This is a genomic window from Acidovorax sp. NN32, from assembly GCF_057597245.1.
This window is the reverse complement of sequence record NZ_CP199679.1, coordinates 334,523-351,163: the sequence shown is the minus strand read 5'-3', so window position 1 is coordinate 351,163 and position 16,641 is coordinate 334,523. Positions and strand designations below refer to the sequence as shown.

Here is a 16,641-nt window from a genome sequence, read left to right as displayed (position 1 = left end):
CCAGTGCCACCGTGGAACTGGCTTTGCTAGGCCACGGGTGGCGTCCCCCTCCCGCGCAGCGAGAGAGGGGGAAGGCGCGAAGCGACTCAGGGGGTGCTTCATCTAAAGCGGTCTTGGGCAGCCCATGCGCGTGCGCCGCTCGTGCAGGGCCGCCAGCACCAGGGGGCACATGAAGAGGTAGAACATGTTGCCGCTGTTGTGAGCCAGAAACACTTGCGTGAGCCCAAAACCGATGTACGACAGGGGCACCATCACACCCACCAGGCACAGCGAGAGCGACTCCTTGTCCATCTTGCCGGCACCGTCGCGAATGCGCCGCGCCGTGGGCCAGAACATCGCCAGCGGAATGCCGTAGAACGCCATGAGCAACAGCACGCCAGGCAGCCCGCGTTTGGCAAACAGGTCCAGGATTTCGTTGTGCGCATGGCCAAATTCGAGCACCACGGGATGCGCCAGCCCGGCGGCCACGCGCCGGGCCTTCTCGTCGGTGTACCCGGCCCGGCCCCAGCCGGTGAAGGGCCGGTCCCAGCCCATCTGCCACGCCAGGCGCCAATGCGCCAGCCGCTGGCCAACCGAGCTGCGGCCGTCACCGTGGTCCTTGTAGACCTGCACTTCCTGGCGCGCCTCGTCCACCCGCTGCTCCACCGCAGGCACCTGCGACAGCGCAGCCGCCGCCAGCGCCAGCGCACACAGGCCCCAGTACACGCGCCGCTGCCCGGTGGTGCGCACCAGCAGCCAGGCACACACGGGCAGCAACAGCACCAGCGCCAGCCAGCCGCCGCGCGACTGGGAGAGCACCGAGCCGGCAGCACCCAGCCCGATGGCGCTGGCCAGCAGCAACCGCTGCCACAGGCACCAGCGCTTCCATTGCACGACGAGCAGCAGGCCGCTCATCACGGCCAGCAGCATGCTCAGGTTGCCGTACTGGATGGCGTTGGTAAATCCATTGGCACGCGGCAGCTCCATCACGAAGGTCTGGTACAGCGCAACCAGCCCGCTGCCCACTGCGCCGACCGCCACCCCCATCCACAGCCAGGCGGCACGGGGCTCGAACGTCATCAGGAAAAAGATGCAAGGCAAGGCCAGGAGGTATTTGACCGGCCGATCCATGCTGCCCCAGCCCCAGGTGGCGCCCACATCCAGCATCCACAGCGCAGCCATGCACGAAAAAGCCGCCGTCAGCCACCAGGCGGCACGCGGCGCAGGGCGGCGCCACCACAGCGGCGCGCTGGCCAGCGTGGCCAGCAGCAGCAGCACGGCGCCGTAGGAATAGCCCGAGGGCAGCCACAGCGCCAGCCCCGGGACCATGAACGCGCCAATGCTGGCGCAACGGGAAAACCAGCGGTGGGTATCCTGCGGAGACGTCATCAGCGAATCACCCGCCCCGTCAGGCTGTCGCGGTCGTAGTGCAGGGCGGCGTACCGGAAAAAGCCCTCCAGCGCCACAAACAGGCAGTACAGAAAGCCCGCGCCGCCACACAAAAAGCCCAGCCGGAACACATACAGACGCACGAACATCGACCCGCCCGACGCCAGGCCCCGCAAGACCCCGCCGCGTTTGCCCGCCTCCGCCCGCTTGGCGGCACCGAGCATCACGTACTGGGTAAGCTTCTCCAGGCTGCCGCGCACCGTGGTGCGGGAGTAGTGCAGCAGCCGAGCCTTGATGAGGCGACGCGGCACCGCTGCGCCACCGGGCAGGGCATGGAGCTGGGCCTGCTCGTGCACCACCCCGGTGTATTCCTTCACCAGCGCACGCACAAACAGGCGCTCGATCTGCGACTGCGACCGGAAATACTTGAGCTCGTGCCCATAGGCCACCATGCGCCAGCGGATGGTCCACACTGCCTGCTCGCCCGAACGGACGATGGCCTGCAGCTCCTGCGCAAACGCGGGTGTCATCACCTCGTCAGCGTCGAGGAAAAACACATAGTCGCCGCGCGAATGCGCCAGCAGCCGGTTGCGCTGCACGGCAAAGCCCTGCCAGTCGGGATAGCTGTGGACTTCGGCGCCCAGGCTTTGGGCGATGGCCACGGTGTTGTCCGTGCTGCCGCTGTCCACCACCAGCAGCTGGTCGGCGAACGCGGCGCTTTTCAGGCAGGCCTCAATGCGGTGCGCCTCGTTGTGGGTCAGCACCGCCACGGTCAACGTGGGCGGCGCCGATGCGCCGCCGGTTCCCACGGGCATCAATCAGTGGCCAGCGTGTACGTGCTCGCCCGCCTTCAGGCGGTACACCGTGCCACAGTACGGGCACTTGGCCTCGCCGGTGCGGGCCACGTCCAGGTACACCTTGGGGTGGCTGTTCCAGATTTTCATATCGGCCTTGGGGCTGGGGCAGAAAACCCCACCCTGGGCATTGAGGTCCTTGGCCAGGAGTTCGATGGCGGCTTGGGACATGGTGTTCAGACTTTCGCGAGCCAGTGGGCGTAGTTGGAGTTGCGGCCGTTGACGATGTCAAAGAAGGCGCTCTGGATTTTTTCGGTGATCGGGCCGCGTGATCCGCTGCCCAGCTCGATCCGGTCGAGTTCGCGGATGGGGGTCACTTCAGCCGCCGTGCCGGTGAAGAACGCTTCGTCGGCGATGTACACCTCGTCGCGCGTGATGCGCTTTTGCACGATCTCCAGGCCCAGGTCCTTGGCGATGTGGAACACGGTGTTGCGGGTGATGCCGTTGAGGGCACCGGCCGACAGGTCGGGCGTGTAGATCACGCCGTTCTTGATGACAAAGATGTTTTCGCCCGCACCTTCGGACACAAAACCCGAGCTGTCGAGCAGCAGTGCTTCGTCGTAGCCGTCGTCCAGCGCTTCCATGTTGGCGAGGATGGAATTGGTGTAGTTGCTCACCGCCTTGGCCTGCGTCATGGTGATGTTGACGTGGTGGCGGGTGTAGCTGCTGGTCTTGACGCGGATGCCGCGCTTCATGCCTTCTTCGCCCAGGTAGGCGCCCCAGGCCCAGGCGGCCACCATGAGGTGGATCTGGTTGCCCTTGGGCGAAACACCCAGCTTTTGCGAGCCGATCCAGGTCAATGGACGCAGATAGCAGGATTCGAGCTTGTTTTCACGCACCACAGCCTTCTGGGCTTCGTTCACTTCTTCCTTGGTGAACGGGATCTTCATGCGCAGGATCTTGGCGCTGTTGAAGAGGCGGTCGGTGTGCTCTTCCAAGCGGAAGATCGCCGTGCCGTTGGCGGTGTTGTACGCGCGCACGCCTTCGAAGGCGCCGCAGCCGTAATGCAGGGTGTGGGTCAGCACATGGATCTTGGCGTCGCGCCAATCGACCATCTGGCCGTCCATCCAGATCTTGCCGTCACGGTCGGCCATCGAGGGAACTACGGGGCTCATGGGAATCCTTTGGTTGCTGTGGGTCGCAAAACCGGGATTTTACGGGGCCGCAGCGGGCCAGGAACCGGGGCACCAGGGTGCAGTGCAGCAAATGGTGCCCCGCCAAGGGCAAGGGCCTGTGCAGCGGTCAGCCTTGGGGGGGAGTGGCGGCCGCTTCGCCCTCCGGCCGCACCAGCGTCCATTTCACCAATTTGCCATGGCGAAACTCGCAGGTCACATGCGACTGGGTGCCGTCTGTCCAGCGGTACACCTCGGGGTCAGCGCCCTCGGGCGACAGCAGTTCCCCCAGCGCCTGCGTCATGGCCACCACATGCATCAGGTTCACGCCCTCAACCAGCCGGGCATTGAGCATGACCGCACTGCCCACATAGCCGATGGGGCGCTTGGCGGCCTTCTTCATCACATTCACCAGCCGCGTGAAATGCAGCAGGGCCCACATGACCAGCCCGCCCACCACCGCCGCCACACCGGCCCAGCCGTAGGCTGTAAAACCAAACCCGACCAGGGCCACCGCCCCCAGGGGCACCAGGATATTGCGCAGATTCATAGGCTGGGATTGTCTTACGGCCTCAACCGTGTGTGGCTGTGGGCATTGCTTACAAGCCCCGCACCACGTTCATGGCCTCTTCCACCCGCTCCACCGCGTGGATGGTCAGCCCCTCAATGGGTTTCTTGGGCGCATTGGCCTTGGGCACCACGGCCACACTGAAACCGAGCTTGGCAGCTTCCTTCAGGCGCTCCTGGCCACGGGGCGCGGGCCGCACCTCGCCCGCCAGCCCCACCTCGCCAAACGCCAGAAAGCCGCGCGGCAGCGCTTTGCCGCGCAGGCTGGAGGTGATGGACAACATCACCGCCAGGTCGGCCGCTGGCTCGCTGATGCGCACACCACCCACCGCGTTCACAAACACGTCCTGGTCCATGCACGCCACACCCGCGTGGCGATGCAGCACGGCCAGCAGCATGGCCAGGCGGTCCTTGTCCAGGCCTACCGACAGGCGCCGGGGGCTGGGGCCACCGCTGTCCACCAGCGCCTGGATCTCCACCAGCATGGGGCGTGTGCCCTCCAGCGTGACCATCACGCAGCTGCCCGGCACGGGCTCGGAGTGCTGGGAGAGGAAGATGGCGCTCGGGTTGCTCACACCCTTGAGGCCTTTTTCGGTCATGGCAAACACGCCGATCTCGTTCACCGCGCCAAAGCGGTTCTTGATGGCGCGCACCAGGCGGAACTGGCTGTGCGTGTCGCCTTCAAAGTACAACACCGTGTCCACCATGTGCTCCAGCACGCGCGGCCCGGCCAGCGCGCCTTCCTTGGTGACGTGGCCCACCAGGATCACAGCGATGCCCGTGCCCTTGGCCATGCGGGTGAGGTGCGCCGCACATTCGCGCACCTGGGCGACCGAGCCCGGTGCGCTGGTGAGCTGGTCGGAGTAAGTGGTCTGGATGGAGTCGATGACCACCACGGCCGGTTGGGTGGCCTCAACCGTGGCCAGGATTTTCTCAAGCTGGATCTCGGCCAGCAGCTTCACCTGGCTGCCCTCGATGCCCAGGCGCCGTGAGCGCAGCGCCACCTGGGCGCCACTCTCCTCGCCCGTCACATACAGCGTGGGCAGGCCCGCGCGTTGCAGCGCGTCCATGGCCTGCAGCAGCAGGGTGGATTTGCCGATGCCCGGGTCGCCCCCGATGAGCACCACGCCGCCTTCCACAATGCCGCCACCCAGCACACGGTCCAGCTCGTCGATGCCGCTCGGGGTGCGGGCCACGTCCTGGGCCTCGATGGCGGCCAGCGGCATCACCGGCTGCACATGGGCCAGGCCCGCATAGCCTTGCGGCGTGCTCAGGCGGTTCTTGCCCGGCCCGGCCTCGGCCACCTGCTCGATGAGCGTGTTCCAGGCGCCGCAGGACGGGCATTTGCCCAGCCAGCGCGGGCTGGTGCCGCCGCACTCGGTGCAGGTGAACGTGGTTTTTTCTTTGGCCATGGCAGGTGTCGGTGAGGCGCCCCGATGCAGGGGCAGCCGACTATAGCGGCCATGCCCACATCGATCCGCCGCAGCCCGTACGATGGCGGGCTTGGCACCGTACGGAGTTGACATTGCAGACACCCACCAACCGCTTCAAACAGGCCATGGCCCAAGGCCAGGCGCAAATCGGCCTCTGGCTCGGGCTGGCCAACGCCTACAGCGCCGAAATCCTCGCAGGCACCGGCTACGACTGGCTGCTGGTCGATGGCGAACATGCGCCCAACGACCTGCGCTCCATCCTGCACCAGCTGCAGGCCATCGCCAGCGCCACCAGCGCCCTGCCACCAGGCGTGCAGGCGCCCCACCCCATCGCCCGGGTGCCGGTGGGTGACACGGCCCTCATCAAACAGTACCTGGACATCGGCGCCCAGACCCTGCTGGTGCCCATGGTCGATACGCCCGAGCAGGCCCAGCAGCTGGTGCGCGCCACGCGCTATGCGCCCGAGGGCGTGCGCGGCATGGGCAGCGCGCTGGCCCGTTCGTCGCGCTGGCAGGCGTACCCGCAGTATGTGCACGAGGCCAACCAGCAGATCTGCCTGCTGGTGCAGGCAGAAACGGTGGAAGCCATGGCCCACCTCGACGCCATCGCCGCCACGCCAGGGGTGGACGGCGTGTTCATCGGCCCGGCCGATCTGTCGGCCTCCATGGGCCATCCGGGCAACCCGGGGCACCCCGACGTGCAGGCCGCCATCCACGACGGCATTGCGCGCATCCTGCGCGCAGGCAAGGCGCCGGGCATCCTGGCCACCACCGAATCACAGGCGCGCCAGTGGCTGGCAGCGGGCGCGCTGTTTGTGGCCGTAGGCGTGGACACCATGCTGCTGGTGAGTGCTGCGCAGGAGCTGCTGGCACGCTACCGCAGCGCGACCGACGCCACCCCCACCCGGCCCGCAGGCTACTGAACTTTTCTTCTTTCAGACTCAAGGACAGACATCCATGAAAGCATGTATCTACGGCGCCGGCGCCATCGGCGGCTGGCTGGGCGTGGCCCTGGCGCAAGCGGGCCACACCGTCAGCATGGTGGCGCGGGGCGACACGCTGCGCGCCCTGCAAGCCGACGGGCTGCGCATGCGGCGCGCGGACGGCACGCTGACGCAAGTCGCCGTCACAGCCCACAGCGACCCGGCCGCACTCGGCGTGCAAGACCTGGTGGCGGTCGCCGTCAAGGCGCCGGGCCTGCCTGACGTGGCGCGTGCCATGGCGCCGCTGATCGGGCCGGACACCATCGTGCTCACCGCCATGAACGGCGTGCCGTGGTGGTTTCTCGACGGCTTCGGCGGCGCCGCGCAGGGGCGTGCCCTCGAATCCGTGGACGCGGGGGGCGTGATTGCCCGAGCCATCCCGGCGCGCAACGTGGTGGGCAGCGTGGTGCACACCAGCTGCTCGCTCGAAGCGCCGGGTTTCGTCAAACAGCATTTCGGCAACCGCCTCATCGTAGGCGAGCCGGACGGCAGCCAGAGCGCGCGCCTGCAAGCGTTGGCCGACACGCTGCAGCGCGGTGGCATCGATGTGGAGGTGAGCAGCTGCATCCAGAAGGACATCTGGTTCAAGCTGTGGGGCAACCTCACGATGAACCCCATCAGCGCGCTCACCGGCGCCACCACCGACCGTATCCTCGATGACGACCTGGTGCGCGGCTTTGTGAGCGCCGTGATGCTGGAAGCCAAGGCCATCGGCGACAAGCTGGGCCTGCCGATTGACCAGCAGCCCGAGGACCGCCACGCCGTCACACGCAAGCTGGGCGCGTTCAAGACCTCGATGCTGCAGGATGTGGAAGCGAACAAGCCCATGGAGATCGACGCCCTGGTGGGCGCGGTGCGCGAGCTGGGCCAGATCACCGGCACGCCCACGCCCCACACCGGCGCGCTGCTGGGCCTCACGCGGCTGATGGCGCGCACGCGTGGCCTGTACTGAGTCATTTCAAGCAAAATCGGCTGCAGGCGCTAGTGGAATATGCGTCAACAGCTATTTAATTCATAGCAAACCAACCATGACCCAACTCACGCTGTACTACACCCCCGGCACCTGCGCGCAGGCCGTTCGCATCGCTTTGGAAGAAGCGGGCGCCCCCTACGACCTGGTGCGCGTGGACTTCGCCGCTGGCCAGCAACGCACGCCCGAATACCTGGCGGTGAACCCCAAGGGCCGCGTGCCCGCGCTGGCCACGCCGCACGGCACGCTGACCGAAACCCCGGCGCTGCTGGCCTATGTGGCGCAGAGCTTTCCAGAGGCGCGCCTGGCGCCCGCCGACGCGCATGGCTTTGCGCGCCTGCAAGAGTTCCACAGCTACCTCGCGTCCACGGTGCACATCGCCCACGCCCACCGCCCCCGCGCCAGCCGCTGGGCGGACGAGCCCGAAGCCCACGCCGCCATGCAGCGCAAGGTGCCACAGAACATGACCGAGTGCTTTCACCTCATCGAAACCCACTACCTGCCGCAAGCGGACCAGGGGCCCTGGGTGATGGGCGAGCAATACACCGTGGCCGACGGCTACCTGTTCACCATCGGCACCTGGCTGCACAGCGATGGCGTGGACATCGCACAGTTCCCGAAGGTGTTTGCACACACGCAGCGCATGCTGCAGCGCCCCGCCGTGCAGCGCGCACTTGCCTGATACGCCACCTGCGGACGCAAAAAAGCCCCGGTGCTTCTGGCTCGAAGCACCGGGGCTTTTTGCTGGCAACCGGGATCAGTTCACCTTCAGATACCGCCAGTCGATGCGGTTGTCGGCGCGGTGGATGATGTCCACCTTCTTGGTGCCCGCCCACGGAATCACCTGGTTGTACAGCGGGATGTGCGACACCAGTTCATGCTCCTTGATCAGCGCCTGCTCGATCAGGCCGTTGCGCGTGGCGGTGTCCGTTTCCTTCTTCACACGCTCGATCAGCGCGTCCATTTGCGGGTCGGAGAACCGGCCCAGGTTGAAGTTGCCATCCCCACCAGCACCGGGCGAGCGCACCAGCGACTGCAGGCTGTAGAACGCGTCAAACGTGGGCACGCCCCATCCCAGCAGGTAGATGCTGGCTTCGTTGCGCTGGATCATCGGGAAGTAGGTGGCAAACGGCAGCGAGCGCAGCTTGGCCTTGACTCCCACCTTGGCCCAATGTGACGTGATGGCCTGGCACAGCTGCTCGTCGTTGATGTAGCGGCCCGCGCTGCAGGCAAAGTCCACCTCAAACCCGTTGGGGTAGCCCGCGTCGGCCAGCAGCTTTTGCGCGGCCTTGGGGTCATAGGGGTAGCGCACATCGGCCTTCTTGGTCCAGCCGTTGACCTGGTTGGCAATCAGCGTGCCCGTGGGCTGGGCCAGGCCGCGCAGCACCACGCGCTGGATGGACTGGATGTCGATCGCCTGGTACAGCGCCTTGCGCACGCGCAGGTCTTTCAGCGGGTTCTTGCCCTTCACGTCCGAGCCGGGCAGCTCGTCGCGGAACTGGTCCAGACCCAGGAAGATGGTGCGGTACTCCGGCCCTTCGAGCACCTGCAGGGTGGGCGTCTGCTTGATGCGCGCCAGGTCCTGCAGGCTGGGGTCGATCACAAAGTCAATCTCACCCGACAGCAGCGCCGCTGTGCGCGTGGCGTCGGCCTTGATGGGGGTGTAGACGATCTCGGTCAGGTTGGTGGGGTACTTGCCCTTGCCCCACCAGTTCGGGTTGGGCTCCAGCACCACGCGCTGGTCGGGTGCCCACTGCTTGAGCTGGTAGGGGCCGGTGCCCAGCGCGTTGCGGTGGGCAAAGGTTTCGTCCTTGGTCTTGATGTCCTTGGGCTCCACCGACTTGTTCTTCTCGGCCCAGGCCTTGCTCAGGATGCGCAGCTCGGTGAGCTGGTTCACCAGCACGGGGTTGGGCAGGTCGGAATGGATGTCGATGGTGTAGGCATCGATCTTCTCGACCCGGTCAATGCCCTGGGTGTAGACGGCGAAGTTGGAGGTCTTGGCCTTGGCCCGCTCCAGCGAGAACTTGGCGTCGTCGGCCGTGAACTCGCTGCCGTCGCTGAACTTCACGCCCTTGCGCAACGTCAGGCGCAGTTGCGTGGGCTTGATGAGCTTCCACTCGGTGGCCAGCGACGGCTCGGGCTTAAAGGTCTTGCTGTTGTATTCGACCAGCGTGTCGTACACCGCGCCGTGCATGGTGTTGTTCACGCCCACGTTCTGGGTGTGGATGTCCCAGGTGGAAATATCCACCGAGCGGGACCAGCGGAAGGTCTTGGCCTGCACAGCCATCGGAAGCGCCGTGGCCAGCGCGGCCGCGAGCAAGAGGGTCTTGAAACGCATGGGGGAATCACTCCAGATCAGTCAGTCCCCCACTATGGCGCAAGTCGCTTCTCCGTGTAACGAACTTGTATTTGTTAGCTTAGAACCATCACCATGGCCAAACCCATCATCGTGACGGCCGTGCCAGCGTCCAGCACCCGCCAGGCACCGGGCGATGCGAACAAAGGCGCCAGCCAGCGCGAGCCAAACCCGAGGGTCAGGAACCACAAGGCGCTGGCCAGCGAGCCCCCGGCGGCAAAGGTGGCGCGGCCCCAGGTGGGGTACGGGGTGGCCATGGTGCCCAGCAGCAGCACGGTGTCCAGGTACACATGCGGGTTCAGCCAGGTCAGCGCCAGCACCGTGAGCACGGTAGTGCGCAGGCTGGCGCCCGGCCCGTTGGCGGACACCAGCAGCTGGGCAGGCTTGAAGGCCCGGCTGGCGGCCTGCACGGCGTAGGCGGCCAGGAAGAGCGCGCCCGCCCAGCGCATGAACTGCGCCCACTCGGGCCGCGCCAGCAGCACCCCGCCCATGCCCCACACGCCCGCCTGCAACAGCACCGCATCGGACAGCGCGCACACCAGCACCACCGGCATCACATGCTCGCGCCGCAGGCCCTGGCGCAGCACAAAGGCGTTTTGCGCGCCAATGGCCATGATCAGAAGGGCCGTCGAGGTGAATCCTTGAAGAAAGGCAGTGGTGCTCATGGGCGTGGATTGTGGGGATCGCATTCTCGTCACGCCAGCTATACTTTTTAACGATCCGTCAAAATGGCTAACGCACCATGCGCCTCGACTCTGCCCAGCTCAACGCCTTCGCCACCGTGATCGACGAGGGCAGCTTCGAGCGGGCCGCCGCCGCGCTGCACGTCACCCGCTCGGCGGTTTCGCAGCGTGTGAAGCTGCTCGAAGAACGCGTGGGCCAGGTGCTGGTGCGCCGCGCCACGCCCTGCACACCCACCGAAGCGGGGCAAGCGCTGTACCGGCACGCACGCGAAGTGGCACTGAGCGAGACCGACGCGCTGGCCACCATTGGCGGTGGGCAGCACACGTCCACGCGCCTGGCCATTGGCGTCAATGCCGACTCGCTGGCCACCTGGTTCCCGCACGCCATGGCCCAGGCGGCCGAGGGCCACAGCATCACCTTCGACATCCATGTGGAGGACCAGGACCATTCGGCCAACCTGCTGCGCGAAGGCCGCGTGATGGCCGCCGTGACGGCCGACCCGCAGCCCGTGCAGGGCTGCAAGGTGCTGCCGCTGGGCACGCTGCGCTACCGGGCGCTGGCCAGCCCCGCGTTCATGCAGCGCTACTTTGCTCAAGGGGTAACCGCTGCTGCGCTGGCTACGGCGCCCATGCTGGTGTTCAACCGCAAGGATGCGCTGCAGGCCCGGTTTGTGGGGCGCATCACGCGCCGCAAACTCACGCCGCCCGTGCACTGGCTGCCCGAGGCGCACGCGTTTGTCATGGCCACCCGGGCCGGACTGGGCTGGGGCATGACGCCCGACCCGATGGTGCAGCACGACCTGGAGGCTGGCACGCTGGTCGAGCTGATTCCAGGCAAGCCGGTGGACGTGCCGCTGTACTGGCAATCCTGGCGCCTGAACGTGCAGGCGCTGCACCACATGACCGAAGCAGTGCAGCGGGCGGCGGGGCTTACCCTGCTGCGCTGAGTAGTCCAGTGAACCTGAAAAATCGACGGTACGCCGGTGCTCCAAGGGGTGCGGGGCTGGGCGCAGGCCGCAGTCAAGGCTGGCCGCCTTGACAGGACTGCAACACTGCACTGCGACTCGAGGGGCCCCGGCCCTTTGGGTGAGTGCCTAGCCGCCCCGCATGCGTCGTTGCCGTGCTCGCCGGGTATACAACCCGGCTGCGCCCGCCGCCTAGCATGCGGGGCGGCTAGGTACTCACGTACCGCCGATTTCTCAGGTTCACTGGACTAAGTCTTCGTGGTGGTCGGCGGCGCCACGTTTCCAGTAGGCGGAGATGCGCATGCGCTTGGCATCCACACCCGGCTTGGCGAGCATGGCGCGGCGCACGGCGGCCATCTCGCTGTGTTCGCCGGCTGCCCAGACAAACCCGGCGCCGGTTGGCAGCGCCAGCGCTTCCACGGCGGCGGGCAGCGCGCCCACCCATTGCAGGTCGAGCTGTGCCGCACTGGCCAGCACGCGCTGGTCGGCTGGATTGCGCACCTGGATGCGCACGGTGGCCTGGGTGTGGGCGGGCAGCTCGGCCAGGCGGCGGGCGATGGCGGGCAGCGCGGTTTCGTCGCCCAGCAGCCAGTGCCAGTCAAACCCGGTGGGCACCACCATGCTGCCGCGCGGCCCGGCAATGCCCACCCACTGGCCGACGGCGGCACTGGCGGCCCAGTCAGTGGCGGGGCCTGCGTCGTGCAGGGCGATTTCGATGTCCAGCTCGCCCGTGGCGGCGTCATGGCGTGCAGGGGTGTAGTCGCGCAGCACGGGGCGCGGATCGGGGAAAACCGGGCGCCCGTCCTGCAGGGACGGCAGCGAGGGGCGCTCCTGGCCCGGCTGGGGCAGGATGAGCTTGAGATGGTCGTCAAACCCCGCGCTCACAAACCCGGCCAGCTCGGGCCCGGCCAGGGTGAGCCGCACGAAACTTGGGCTGACGGCGGTGCGCCGCACCACCTGGAGGTGGCGGGCTTGCAAGGGATGGCGGACGCGTTCGACGGCAAGGTGTGCAGCGTCAACCGGGGGCGTGGCGGTAGGCAGAGGTGCGTTCATGGCTTAAAATGTTGATTTAGTCAACCAATGATCTGCGCATTGGTTGATTTTGTCAACCACATACCGCCATGACCACCCACGCACCCGCCGATGTCTTTGAAGCCATGCACGACCTGCTGCATGTCTACCGGGCGCACATGGTGCGCACGATGGCCGCCATCCACCCCGACCTGACGCACAACGAAGTACGTGCGCTGATGTTCGTGGGGCGCCACCCTGGCACCACGCAGCGCGAACTGGTGGCGCACAGCGGTGCCGACAAGGCACAGGTGGCCCGCATGGTGGGGATGCTGCAGGACAAGGGTTGGCTGGAGAGCGCACCGAATGCCGAGGACAAGCGCAGCCGCTGCCTGCGCCTGAGCGCCCAGGGTGCGGCCCTGCACCGGGCACTGCGCGACGCCCGCCGGGGGCTGGCGGCGTCGCTGCTCAAGGGGTGTGACGACGCCACGCAGGCCCAGCTGCTCGCCCTGCTGGCACAGGTACACAGCAACCTGGACGCCATCGACACCGGCTGCCAGGGCGGCCGGGACTGCCGCAGCTAGCGACGGGAAGGGAGGCGCAGGAGGACTGCCCCCGCTCCAAGAGGAAAAAATGGTGAAAACCGGGGCCTAGCGCTTTATGGATCTACATTTATAGCTATCAATTTGGTAGCATTCCATCTTTTCCATCACTGCCCCTGGATCACCCGCACGGCCTGGGGCAGCGACTGCACGCCGGGCATGAAATGGTCGATGGTGGCGCCCAGCACCACGGCGCAGACCAGCGCGCCCAGCAGCGGCTTCCAGGTCAGGCGCACGGCAGCCGTGAGCCAGCCCTCGCGCTCCACGCCCACAGCGGCACGGGCGGTGGCCACCGAGAAGGCGATCTCTACCGCCACCGTGAGCAGCACGTCCCAGCCAAAGAACAGCATGGCCAGCGAGCCCGCGCCAAAGATGATCGCCGCGCCGAAGAGAAAAATCGCCACCACGGGCACCACCACCACCGCGCCTTCGTCGGCACTGCCAATGGCGTCGGCGGCGCCGCTGGCCAGGTCGCCCAGCGCGCTGGAATCGCTGCCGGAGCCCCCACTGGACAGGCCCTGCGTCCACGCACCGCCAAAGTCACCGGATGCGCCGCCGCCGCCAAAATCACCGCCGCCGGTGCGCGGCAGCGGCACCTGGCCACTGCCGCCGGACGAGGAGCCACTGGGCCAGGACACATCGGGCACGTCCAGGCTGCTGCCATCGCCCCCTGTGTCCCGGTCCGACCGTACCAGCCGCGCCGCCCAGGCCCGCAGCACCAGCAGGTAGCCCAGGTAGCCGACCGAGAGGGTCACGAAATACCGCAGCGCCAGCGACTCCACCCCGAGCAGCATCTGCACATGGGAGGTGCACCACATCAGCAGCAGCGTGAAGCTGCCGATCAGCAGCCCATGCCAGCGCAGGCTGTAGCGCTGCTGCAGGGTGCGCGCCACCGTGCCGTGGTGTGGCATGCGCACGGAGCGCCAGGTGGAGGTTTTCTTCTTGCTGTTGCTGCTGCGGTCGCTGCGGGATGTGGCCATGGAGGGAACGCCTGCGGTGAAAAGTGGGTGGTCGCCGGCCGCAGTTCGGCCAGAACCGCGCCATTTCACACCAGTTTGCCGCACCGCTGCAGCCCTGCATACGGCTGTGCGTGAACTTGTCGATGAATCAGGCGTTGCCATCCACCGACACCGGCACCCGCTGGGCCAGCGCCGTCAGCAGCTCCCAGCTCACGGTGCCCGCAGCGGCGGCCACCTCGTCCACACCCAGCGCCGTGCCGTTGCTGGCCTGGCCCCACAGCGTGACTTCCGCGCCAAACCCTGCGGCCACGCCCGCCTGCTGCAGCGGCGTGAGATCCACCGTGATCATGTCCATGCTCACCCGCCCCACCAGCCGCGTACGGATGCCGTTGACCAGCACGGGTGTGCCGGTGTCGCAGTGGCGCGGGTAGCCGTCGGCATAGCCGCAGGCCGCCACGCCAATCAAGAGCGGCCCCTCGGCCGTGAAGCGCGAGCCATAGCCCACGGTGTCGCCCGCCTGCAGCTGCTGCGTAGCGATGAGGCGGGTGGCGAGGGTCATGGTGGGGCGCATGCCCCAGTGTGTGGCGGTGTGCTCCGGGTAGTCGGGGGCGCTGCCATACAGCGCGATGCCGGCCCGCACCCAGTCGGCACGCACGCGTGCGTCCGCCGCATGGCGCAGGGTGGCGGCGCTGTTGCTCAGCGTGCGCTCGCCCGGCAGGTCTTGCGCTGCGGTGTTGAACACGGCCAGCTGGTGCGCCACGCCCCGGGGGCCATCGGCGTCGCTGAAGTGGGTCATGAACGAAATCTCGTCCACCTGCGGCAGCGCATTGAGGCGCGCCCAGGCCGCGCGAAAGCGCTGGGGCGCAAAGCCCAGGCGGTTCATGCCCGAGTTCATTTTGAGGAACACACGGTGCGGCACCTGCGTCTTGTGGGCGGCCAGCATGTCGATCTGCTCGTCGCAATGCACTGCGTGCCACAGGCCCAGGCGCGAACACAGCTCCAGATCGCGCGGCTCGAACACGCCTTCGAGCAGCAGGATGGGCCCGCGCCAGCCCAGGTGGCGCACGCGCTCGGCCTCGGCCAGGTCCAGCAGCGCGAAACCGTCGGCGCCGCGCAGGCCTTCGTACGCGCGCTCGATGCCGTGCCCGTAGGCATTGGCCTTGACCACGGCCCAGACCTTGGCATCAGGGGCCGCCTGCCGGACACGCTCCAAATTGTGGTGCAGGGCGGCGGTGTGGATGGTGGCGTGAATGGGACGGGGCATGGAGAAGTGGGCCAGGTGGGCAGGGATTTACCGGGTAATACGCGCTGGATTCTGGCACTGCGGCCGTTTATCCGCGTGATATAACCGTCCGTCACTTGCCAGGGTCCCCACTTTTAACAGGGCATCAGCCGAACTGATGCTGCCAACAGCCATTCGATGAAGCGCGGTTTTTACACCATCATGTCGGCGCAGTTTTTCAGCTCGCTGGCCGACAACGCACTTTTCGTGGCCGCCGTGGAGCTTCTGCGTACAGAAGGTGCCCCCGAGTGGCAGCGCGCCGCCCTGGTGCCCATGTTTGCGCTCTTCTATGTGGTGCTGGCGCCTTTTGTCGGCGCCTTTGCCGACGCCCTGCCCAAAGGCAAGGTCATGTTTGTCAGCAACGCCATCAAGGTGGTGGGCTGCCTCATGATGCTGTTTGGCTCGCACCCGCTCATGGCTTATGCGGTGGTGGGGCTGGGTGCGGCGGCCTACTCGCCCGCCAAATACGGCATCCTCACCGAGTTGCTTCCGGCCTCGCAACTGGTCAAGGCCAATGGCTGGATCGAGGGGCTCACCATCGCGTCCATCATCCTCGGCGTGCTGTTTGGCGGCCAGCTGGTGGGGCAGCACCTGTCGCACATGCTGCTGGGCATCGACATCCCCATGATCGACACCGGCGTGGACACGCCCGCTGAATCCGCCATCGCCGCACTGATTGCGGTGTATGCGCTGGCGGCCTGGTTCAACACCCGCATCCCGCACACCGGGGTGGAAATGCGCCCCCTGCGCGCCGACCCTTCGCGCAGCGTGCTGACCAACGCACTCAATCTGCTGCCCGACTTCTGGGCTTGCAACGGCCGCCTGTGGCGCGACAAGCTCGGCCAGATCTCGCTGGCCACCACCACCCTGTTCTGGGGCGCAGGCGGCAACCTCAAGTTCATCGTGCTGGCCTGGGCGGCTGTGGCGCTGGGCTACAACACCACACAGGCCTCGGCCCTCACCGGTGTGGTGGCCATCGGCACGGCCGTGGGCGCGGTGGTGGCGTCCATGCGCATGCGCCTGGACATGGCCACCAAGGTGATCCCGCTGGGCATTGGCATGGGGCTGTTGCTGATCCTCATGGTGTTCATCAGCAACATCTGGCTGGCGATCCCCTTCCTCATCCTGCTGGGCGGCCTGGGCGGCTACCTGGTCGTGCCCATGAACGCGCTGCTGCAGCACCGGGGCCACAACCTGATGGGCGCGGGCCGGTCGATTGCTGTGCAGAACTTCAACGAACAGGCCTGCATCCTGGGCCTGGGCGCGTTCTACAGCCTGTCGCTCAAGCTGGGGCTGTCGGTGTTTGGCGCGATCATCACGTTTGGCCTCGTGGTGGCCGGAATCATGTGGATCATCCGCCGCTGGCACCAGCGCAACTGCATCAACTACCGCGACGAAGTGAACCACTTGCTGGACATTGCGCGGCACGATACGCACCACTGAATCCCCCTGAGTCGCCTTCGGCGCCTTCCCCCTGAGGGGGACGCACCCGCTGG

Annotated in this window: 17 protein-coding genes; 6 read left to right on the top strand and 11 right to left on the bottom strand. The window is 66.9% G+C overall.

Going from position 1 to position 16,641, the window contains the following annotated elements; all coding sequences use genetic code 11:
- Window positions 1-102: 102 nt before the first annotated feature.
- The 6 genes from ACT89O_RS01625 to radA all read right to left on the bottom strand — a co-directional run bounded on the left by ACT89O_RS01625 (window position 103) and on the right by radA (window position 5,313).
- On the bottom strand, window positions 103-1,368 hold the full coding sequence (locus ACT89O_RS01625) for an O-antigen ligase family protein (protein WP_055399862.1): 1,266 nt from the start codon (window positions 1,366-1,368) through the stop codon (window positions 103-105).
- Complete coding sequence (locus tag ACT89O_RS01620; RefSeq protein WP_436131536.1) at window positions 1,368-2,183, bottom strand: glycosyltransferase family 2 protein; 816 nt, start codon at window positions 2,181-2,183, stop codon at window positions 1,368-1,370. The genes ACT89O_RS01625 and ACT89O_RS01620 overlap by 1 nt, the downstream gene beginning before the upstream one ends.
- 3 nt (window positions 2,184-2,186) lie before the next feature.
- On the bottom strand, window positions 2,187-2,393 hold the full coding sequence (locus ACT89O_RS01615; RefSeq protein ID WP_055399857.1) for a zinc-finger domain-containing protein: 207 nt from the start codon (window positions 2,391-2,393) through the stop codon (window positions 2,187-2,189).
- Window positions 2,394-2,398: 5 nt separating this feature from the next.
- Entirely contained in the window at window positions 2,399-3,337 is a 939-nt protein-coding gene (locus tag ACT89O_RS01610; protein WP_121421947.1) for a branched-chain amino acid transaminase, read from the bottom strand.
- 127 nt (window positions 3,338-3,464) lie between these two features.
- Window positions 3,465-3,884: a hypothetical protein gene (locus tag ACT89O_RS01605; RefSeq protein ID WP_055399853.1), complete on the bottom strand. Its 420-nt coding sequence runs from the start codon at window positions 3,882-3,884 to the stop codon at window positions 3,465-3,467.
- 49 nt (window positions 3,885-3,933) lie between these two features.
- Window positions 3,934-5,313, bottom strand: a complete 1,380-nt coding sequence (gene radA / locus ACT89O_RS01600; protein WP_487261648.1) for a DNA repair protein RadA — start codon at window positions 5,311-5,313, stop codon at window positions 3,934-3,936.
- 113 nt (window positions 5,314-5,426) lie between these two features.
- Between radA and hpaI the strand changes: the two genes are divergently transcribed.
- From hpaI to ACT89O_RS01585, 3 genes are all read left to right on the top strand, one after another.
- Window positions 5,427-6,257, top strand: coding sequence for a 4-hydroxy-2-oxoheptanedioate aldolase (gene hpaI / locus ACT89O_RS01595; protein WP_487261647.1), 831 nt, complete (start codon window positions 5,427-5,429; stop codon window positions 6,255-6,257).
- Between the two features lie 34 nt (window positions 6,258-6,291).
- On the top strand, window positions 6,292-7,269 hold the full coding sequence (locus ACT89O_RS01590) for a 2-dehydropantoate 2-reductase (protein ID WP_487261646.1): 978 nt from the start codon (window positions 6,292-6,294) through the stop codon (window positions 7,267-7,269).
- A 76-nt stretch (window positions 7,270-7,345) separates the two neighbouring features.
- Entirely contained in the window at window positions 7,346-7,969 is a 624-nt protein-coding gene (locus ACT89O_RS01585) for a glutathione S-transferase family protein (protein ID WP_121421944.1), read from the top strand.
- 75 nt (window positions 7,970-8,044) lie between these two features.
- On the opposite strand, the gene ACT89O_RS01580 is transcribed toward ACT89O_RS01585, so the two are convergent.
- Window positions 8,045-9,625 carry an ABC transporter substrate-binding protein gene (locus ACT89O_RS01580; protein WP_487261645.1) on the bottom strand — a complete coding sequence of 527 codons (1,581 nt, stop codon included), beginning with the start codon at window positions 9,623-9,625 and terminating at the stop codon, window positions 8,045-8,047.
- A 74-nt stretch (window positions 9,626-9,699) separates the two neighbouring features.
- Window positions 9,700-10,308 carry a LysE/ArgO family amino acid transporter gene (locus tag ACT89O_RS01575; protein ID WP_487261644.1) on the bottom strand — a complete coding sequence of 203 codons (609 nt, stop codon included), beginning with the start codon at window positions 10,306-10,308 and terminating at the stop codon, window positions 9,700-9,702.
- Between the two features lie 77 nt (window positions 10,309-10,385).
- On the opposite strand from ACT89O_RS01575, the gene ACT89O_RS01570 reads away from it, so the two are divergent.
- A complete protein-coding gene (locus tag ACT89O_RS01570) occupies window positions 10,386-11,273 on the top strand; it encodes a LysR family transcriptional regulator ArgP (RefSeq protein WP_487261643.1) in 888 nt (295 codons plus the stop codon).
- Window positions 11,274-11,531: 258 nt separating this feature from the next.
- Here the strand turns inward: ACT89O_RS01570 and ACT89O_RS01565 are convergent, their stop codons facing one another.
- Window positions 11,532-12,344 carry a siderophore-interacting protein gene (locus ACT89O_RS01565; protein WP_487261642.1) on the bottom strand — a complete coding sequence of 271 codons (813 nt, stop codon included), beginning with the start codon at window positions 12,342-12,344 and terminating at the stop codon, window positions 11,532-11,534.
- 68 nt (window positions 12,345-12,412) lie between these two features.
- Between ACT89O_RS01565 and ACT89O_RS01560 the strand changes: the two genes are divergently transcribed.
- Window positions 12,413-12,886, top strand: coding sequence for a MarR family winged helix-turn-helix transcriptional regulator (locus tag ACT89O_RS01560; protein ID WP_487261641.1), 474 nt, complete (start codon window positions 12,413-12,415; stop codon window positions 12,884-12,886).
- A 125-nt stretch (window positions 12,887-13,011) separates the two neighbouring features.
- Here ACT89O_RS01560 and ACT89O_RS01555 read toward each other — a convergent pair whose 3' ends face one another.
- A complete protein-coding gene (locus ACT89O_RS01555; RefSeq protein WP_487261640.1) occupies window positions 13,012-13,884 on the bottom strand; it encodes a hypothetical protein in 873 nt (290 codons plus the stop codon).
- Window positions 13,885-14,011: 127 nt separating this feature from the next.
- Complete coding sequence (alr, locus tag ACT89O_RS01550) at window positions 14,012-15,127, bottom strand: alanine racemase (RefSeq protein ID WP_487261639.1); 1,116 nt, start codon at window positions 15,125-15,127, stop codon at window positions 14,012-14,014.
- 156 nt (window positions 15,128-15,283) lie between these two features.
- On the opposite strand from alr, the gene lplT reads away from it, so the two are divergent.
- Window positions 15,284-16,588 carry a lysophospholipid transporter LplT gene (gene lplT, locus ACT89O_RS01545; protein ID WP_487261638.1) on the top strand — a complete coding sequence of 435 codons (1,305 nt, stop codon included), beginning with the start codon at window positions 15,284-15,286 and terminating at the stop codon, window positions 16,586-16,588.
- Window positions 16,589-16,641 lie beyond the last annotated feature (53 nt).

Coding starts and splice junctions, on each gene's coding strand:
- ACT89O_RS01625 (WP_055399862.1), bottom strand. CDS start 1,368: ATGACGTCTCCGCAGGATACCCACCGCTGGTTTTCCCGTTGCGCCAGC.
- ACT89O_RS01620 (WP_436131536.1), bottom strand. CDS start 2,183: ATGCCCGTGGGAACCGGCGGCGCATCGGCGCCGCCCACGTTGACCGTG.
- ACT89O_RS01615 (WP_055399857.1), bottom strand. CDS start 2,393: ATGTCCCAAGCCGCCATCGAACTCCTGGCCAAGGACCTCAATGCCCAG.
- ACT89O_RS01610 (WP_121421947.1), bottom strand. CDS start 3,337: ATGAGCCCCGTAGTTCCCTCGATGGCCGACCGTGACGGCAAGATCTGG.
- ACT89O_RS01605 (WP_055399853.1), bottom strand. CDS start 3,884: ATGAATCTGCGCAATATCCTGGTGCCCCTGGGGGCGGTGGCCCTGGTC.
- radA (WP_487261648.1), bottom strand. CDS start 5,313: ATGGCCAAAGAAAAAACCACGTTCACCTGCACCGAGTGCGGCGGCACC.
- ACT89O_RS01590 (WP_487261646.1), top strand. CDS start 6,292: ATGAAAGCATGTATCTACGGCGCCGGCGCCATCGGCGGCTGGCTGGGC.
- ACT89O_RS01585 (WP_121421944.1), top strand. CDS start 7,346: ATGACCCAACTCACGCTGTACTACACCCCCGGCACCTGCGCGCAGGCC.
- ACT89O_RS01580 (WP_487261645.1), bottom strand. CDS start 9,625: ATGCGTTTCAAGACCCTCTTGCTCGCGGCCGCGCTGGCCACGGCGCTT.
- ACT89O_RS01575 (WP_487261644.1), bottom strand. CDS start 10,308: ATGAGCACCACTGCCTTTCTTCAAGGATTCACCTCGACGGCCCTTCTG.
- ACT89O_RS01570 (WP_487261643.1), top strand. CDS start 10,386: ATGCGCCTCGACTCTGCCCAGCTCAACGCCTTCGCCACCGTGATCGAC.
- ACT89O_RS01565 (WP_487261642.1), bottom strand. CDS start 12,344: ATGAACGCACCTCTGCCTACCGCCACGCCCCCGGTTGACGCTGCACAC.
- ACT89O_RS01560 (WP_487261641.1), top strand. CDS start 12,413: ATGACCACCCACGCACCCGCCGATGTCTTTGAAGCCATGCACGACCTG.
- ACT89O_RS01555 (WP_487261640.1), bottom strand. CDS start 13,884: ATGGCCACATCCCGCAGCGACCGCAGCAGCAACAGCAAGAAGAAAACC.
- alr (WP_487261639.1), bottom strand. CDS start 15,127: ATGCCCCGTCCCATTCACGCCACCATCCACACCGCCGCCCTGCACCAC.
- lplT (WP_487261638.1), top strand. CDS start 15,284: ATGAAGCGCGGTTTTTACACCATCATGTCGGCGCAGTTTTTCAGCTCG.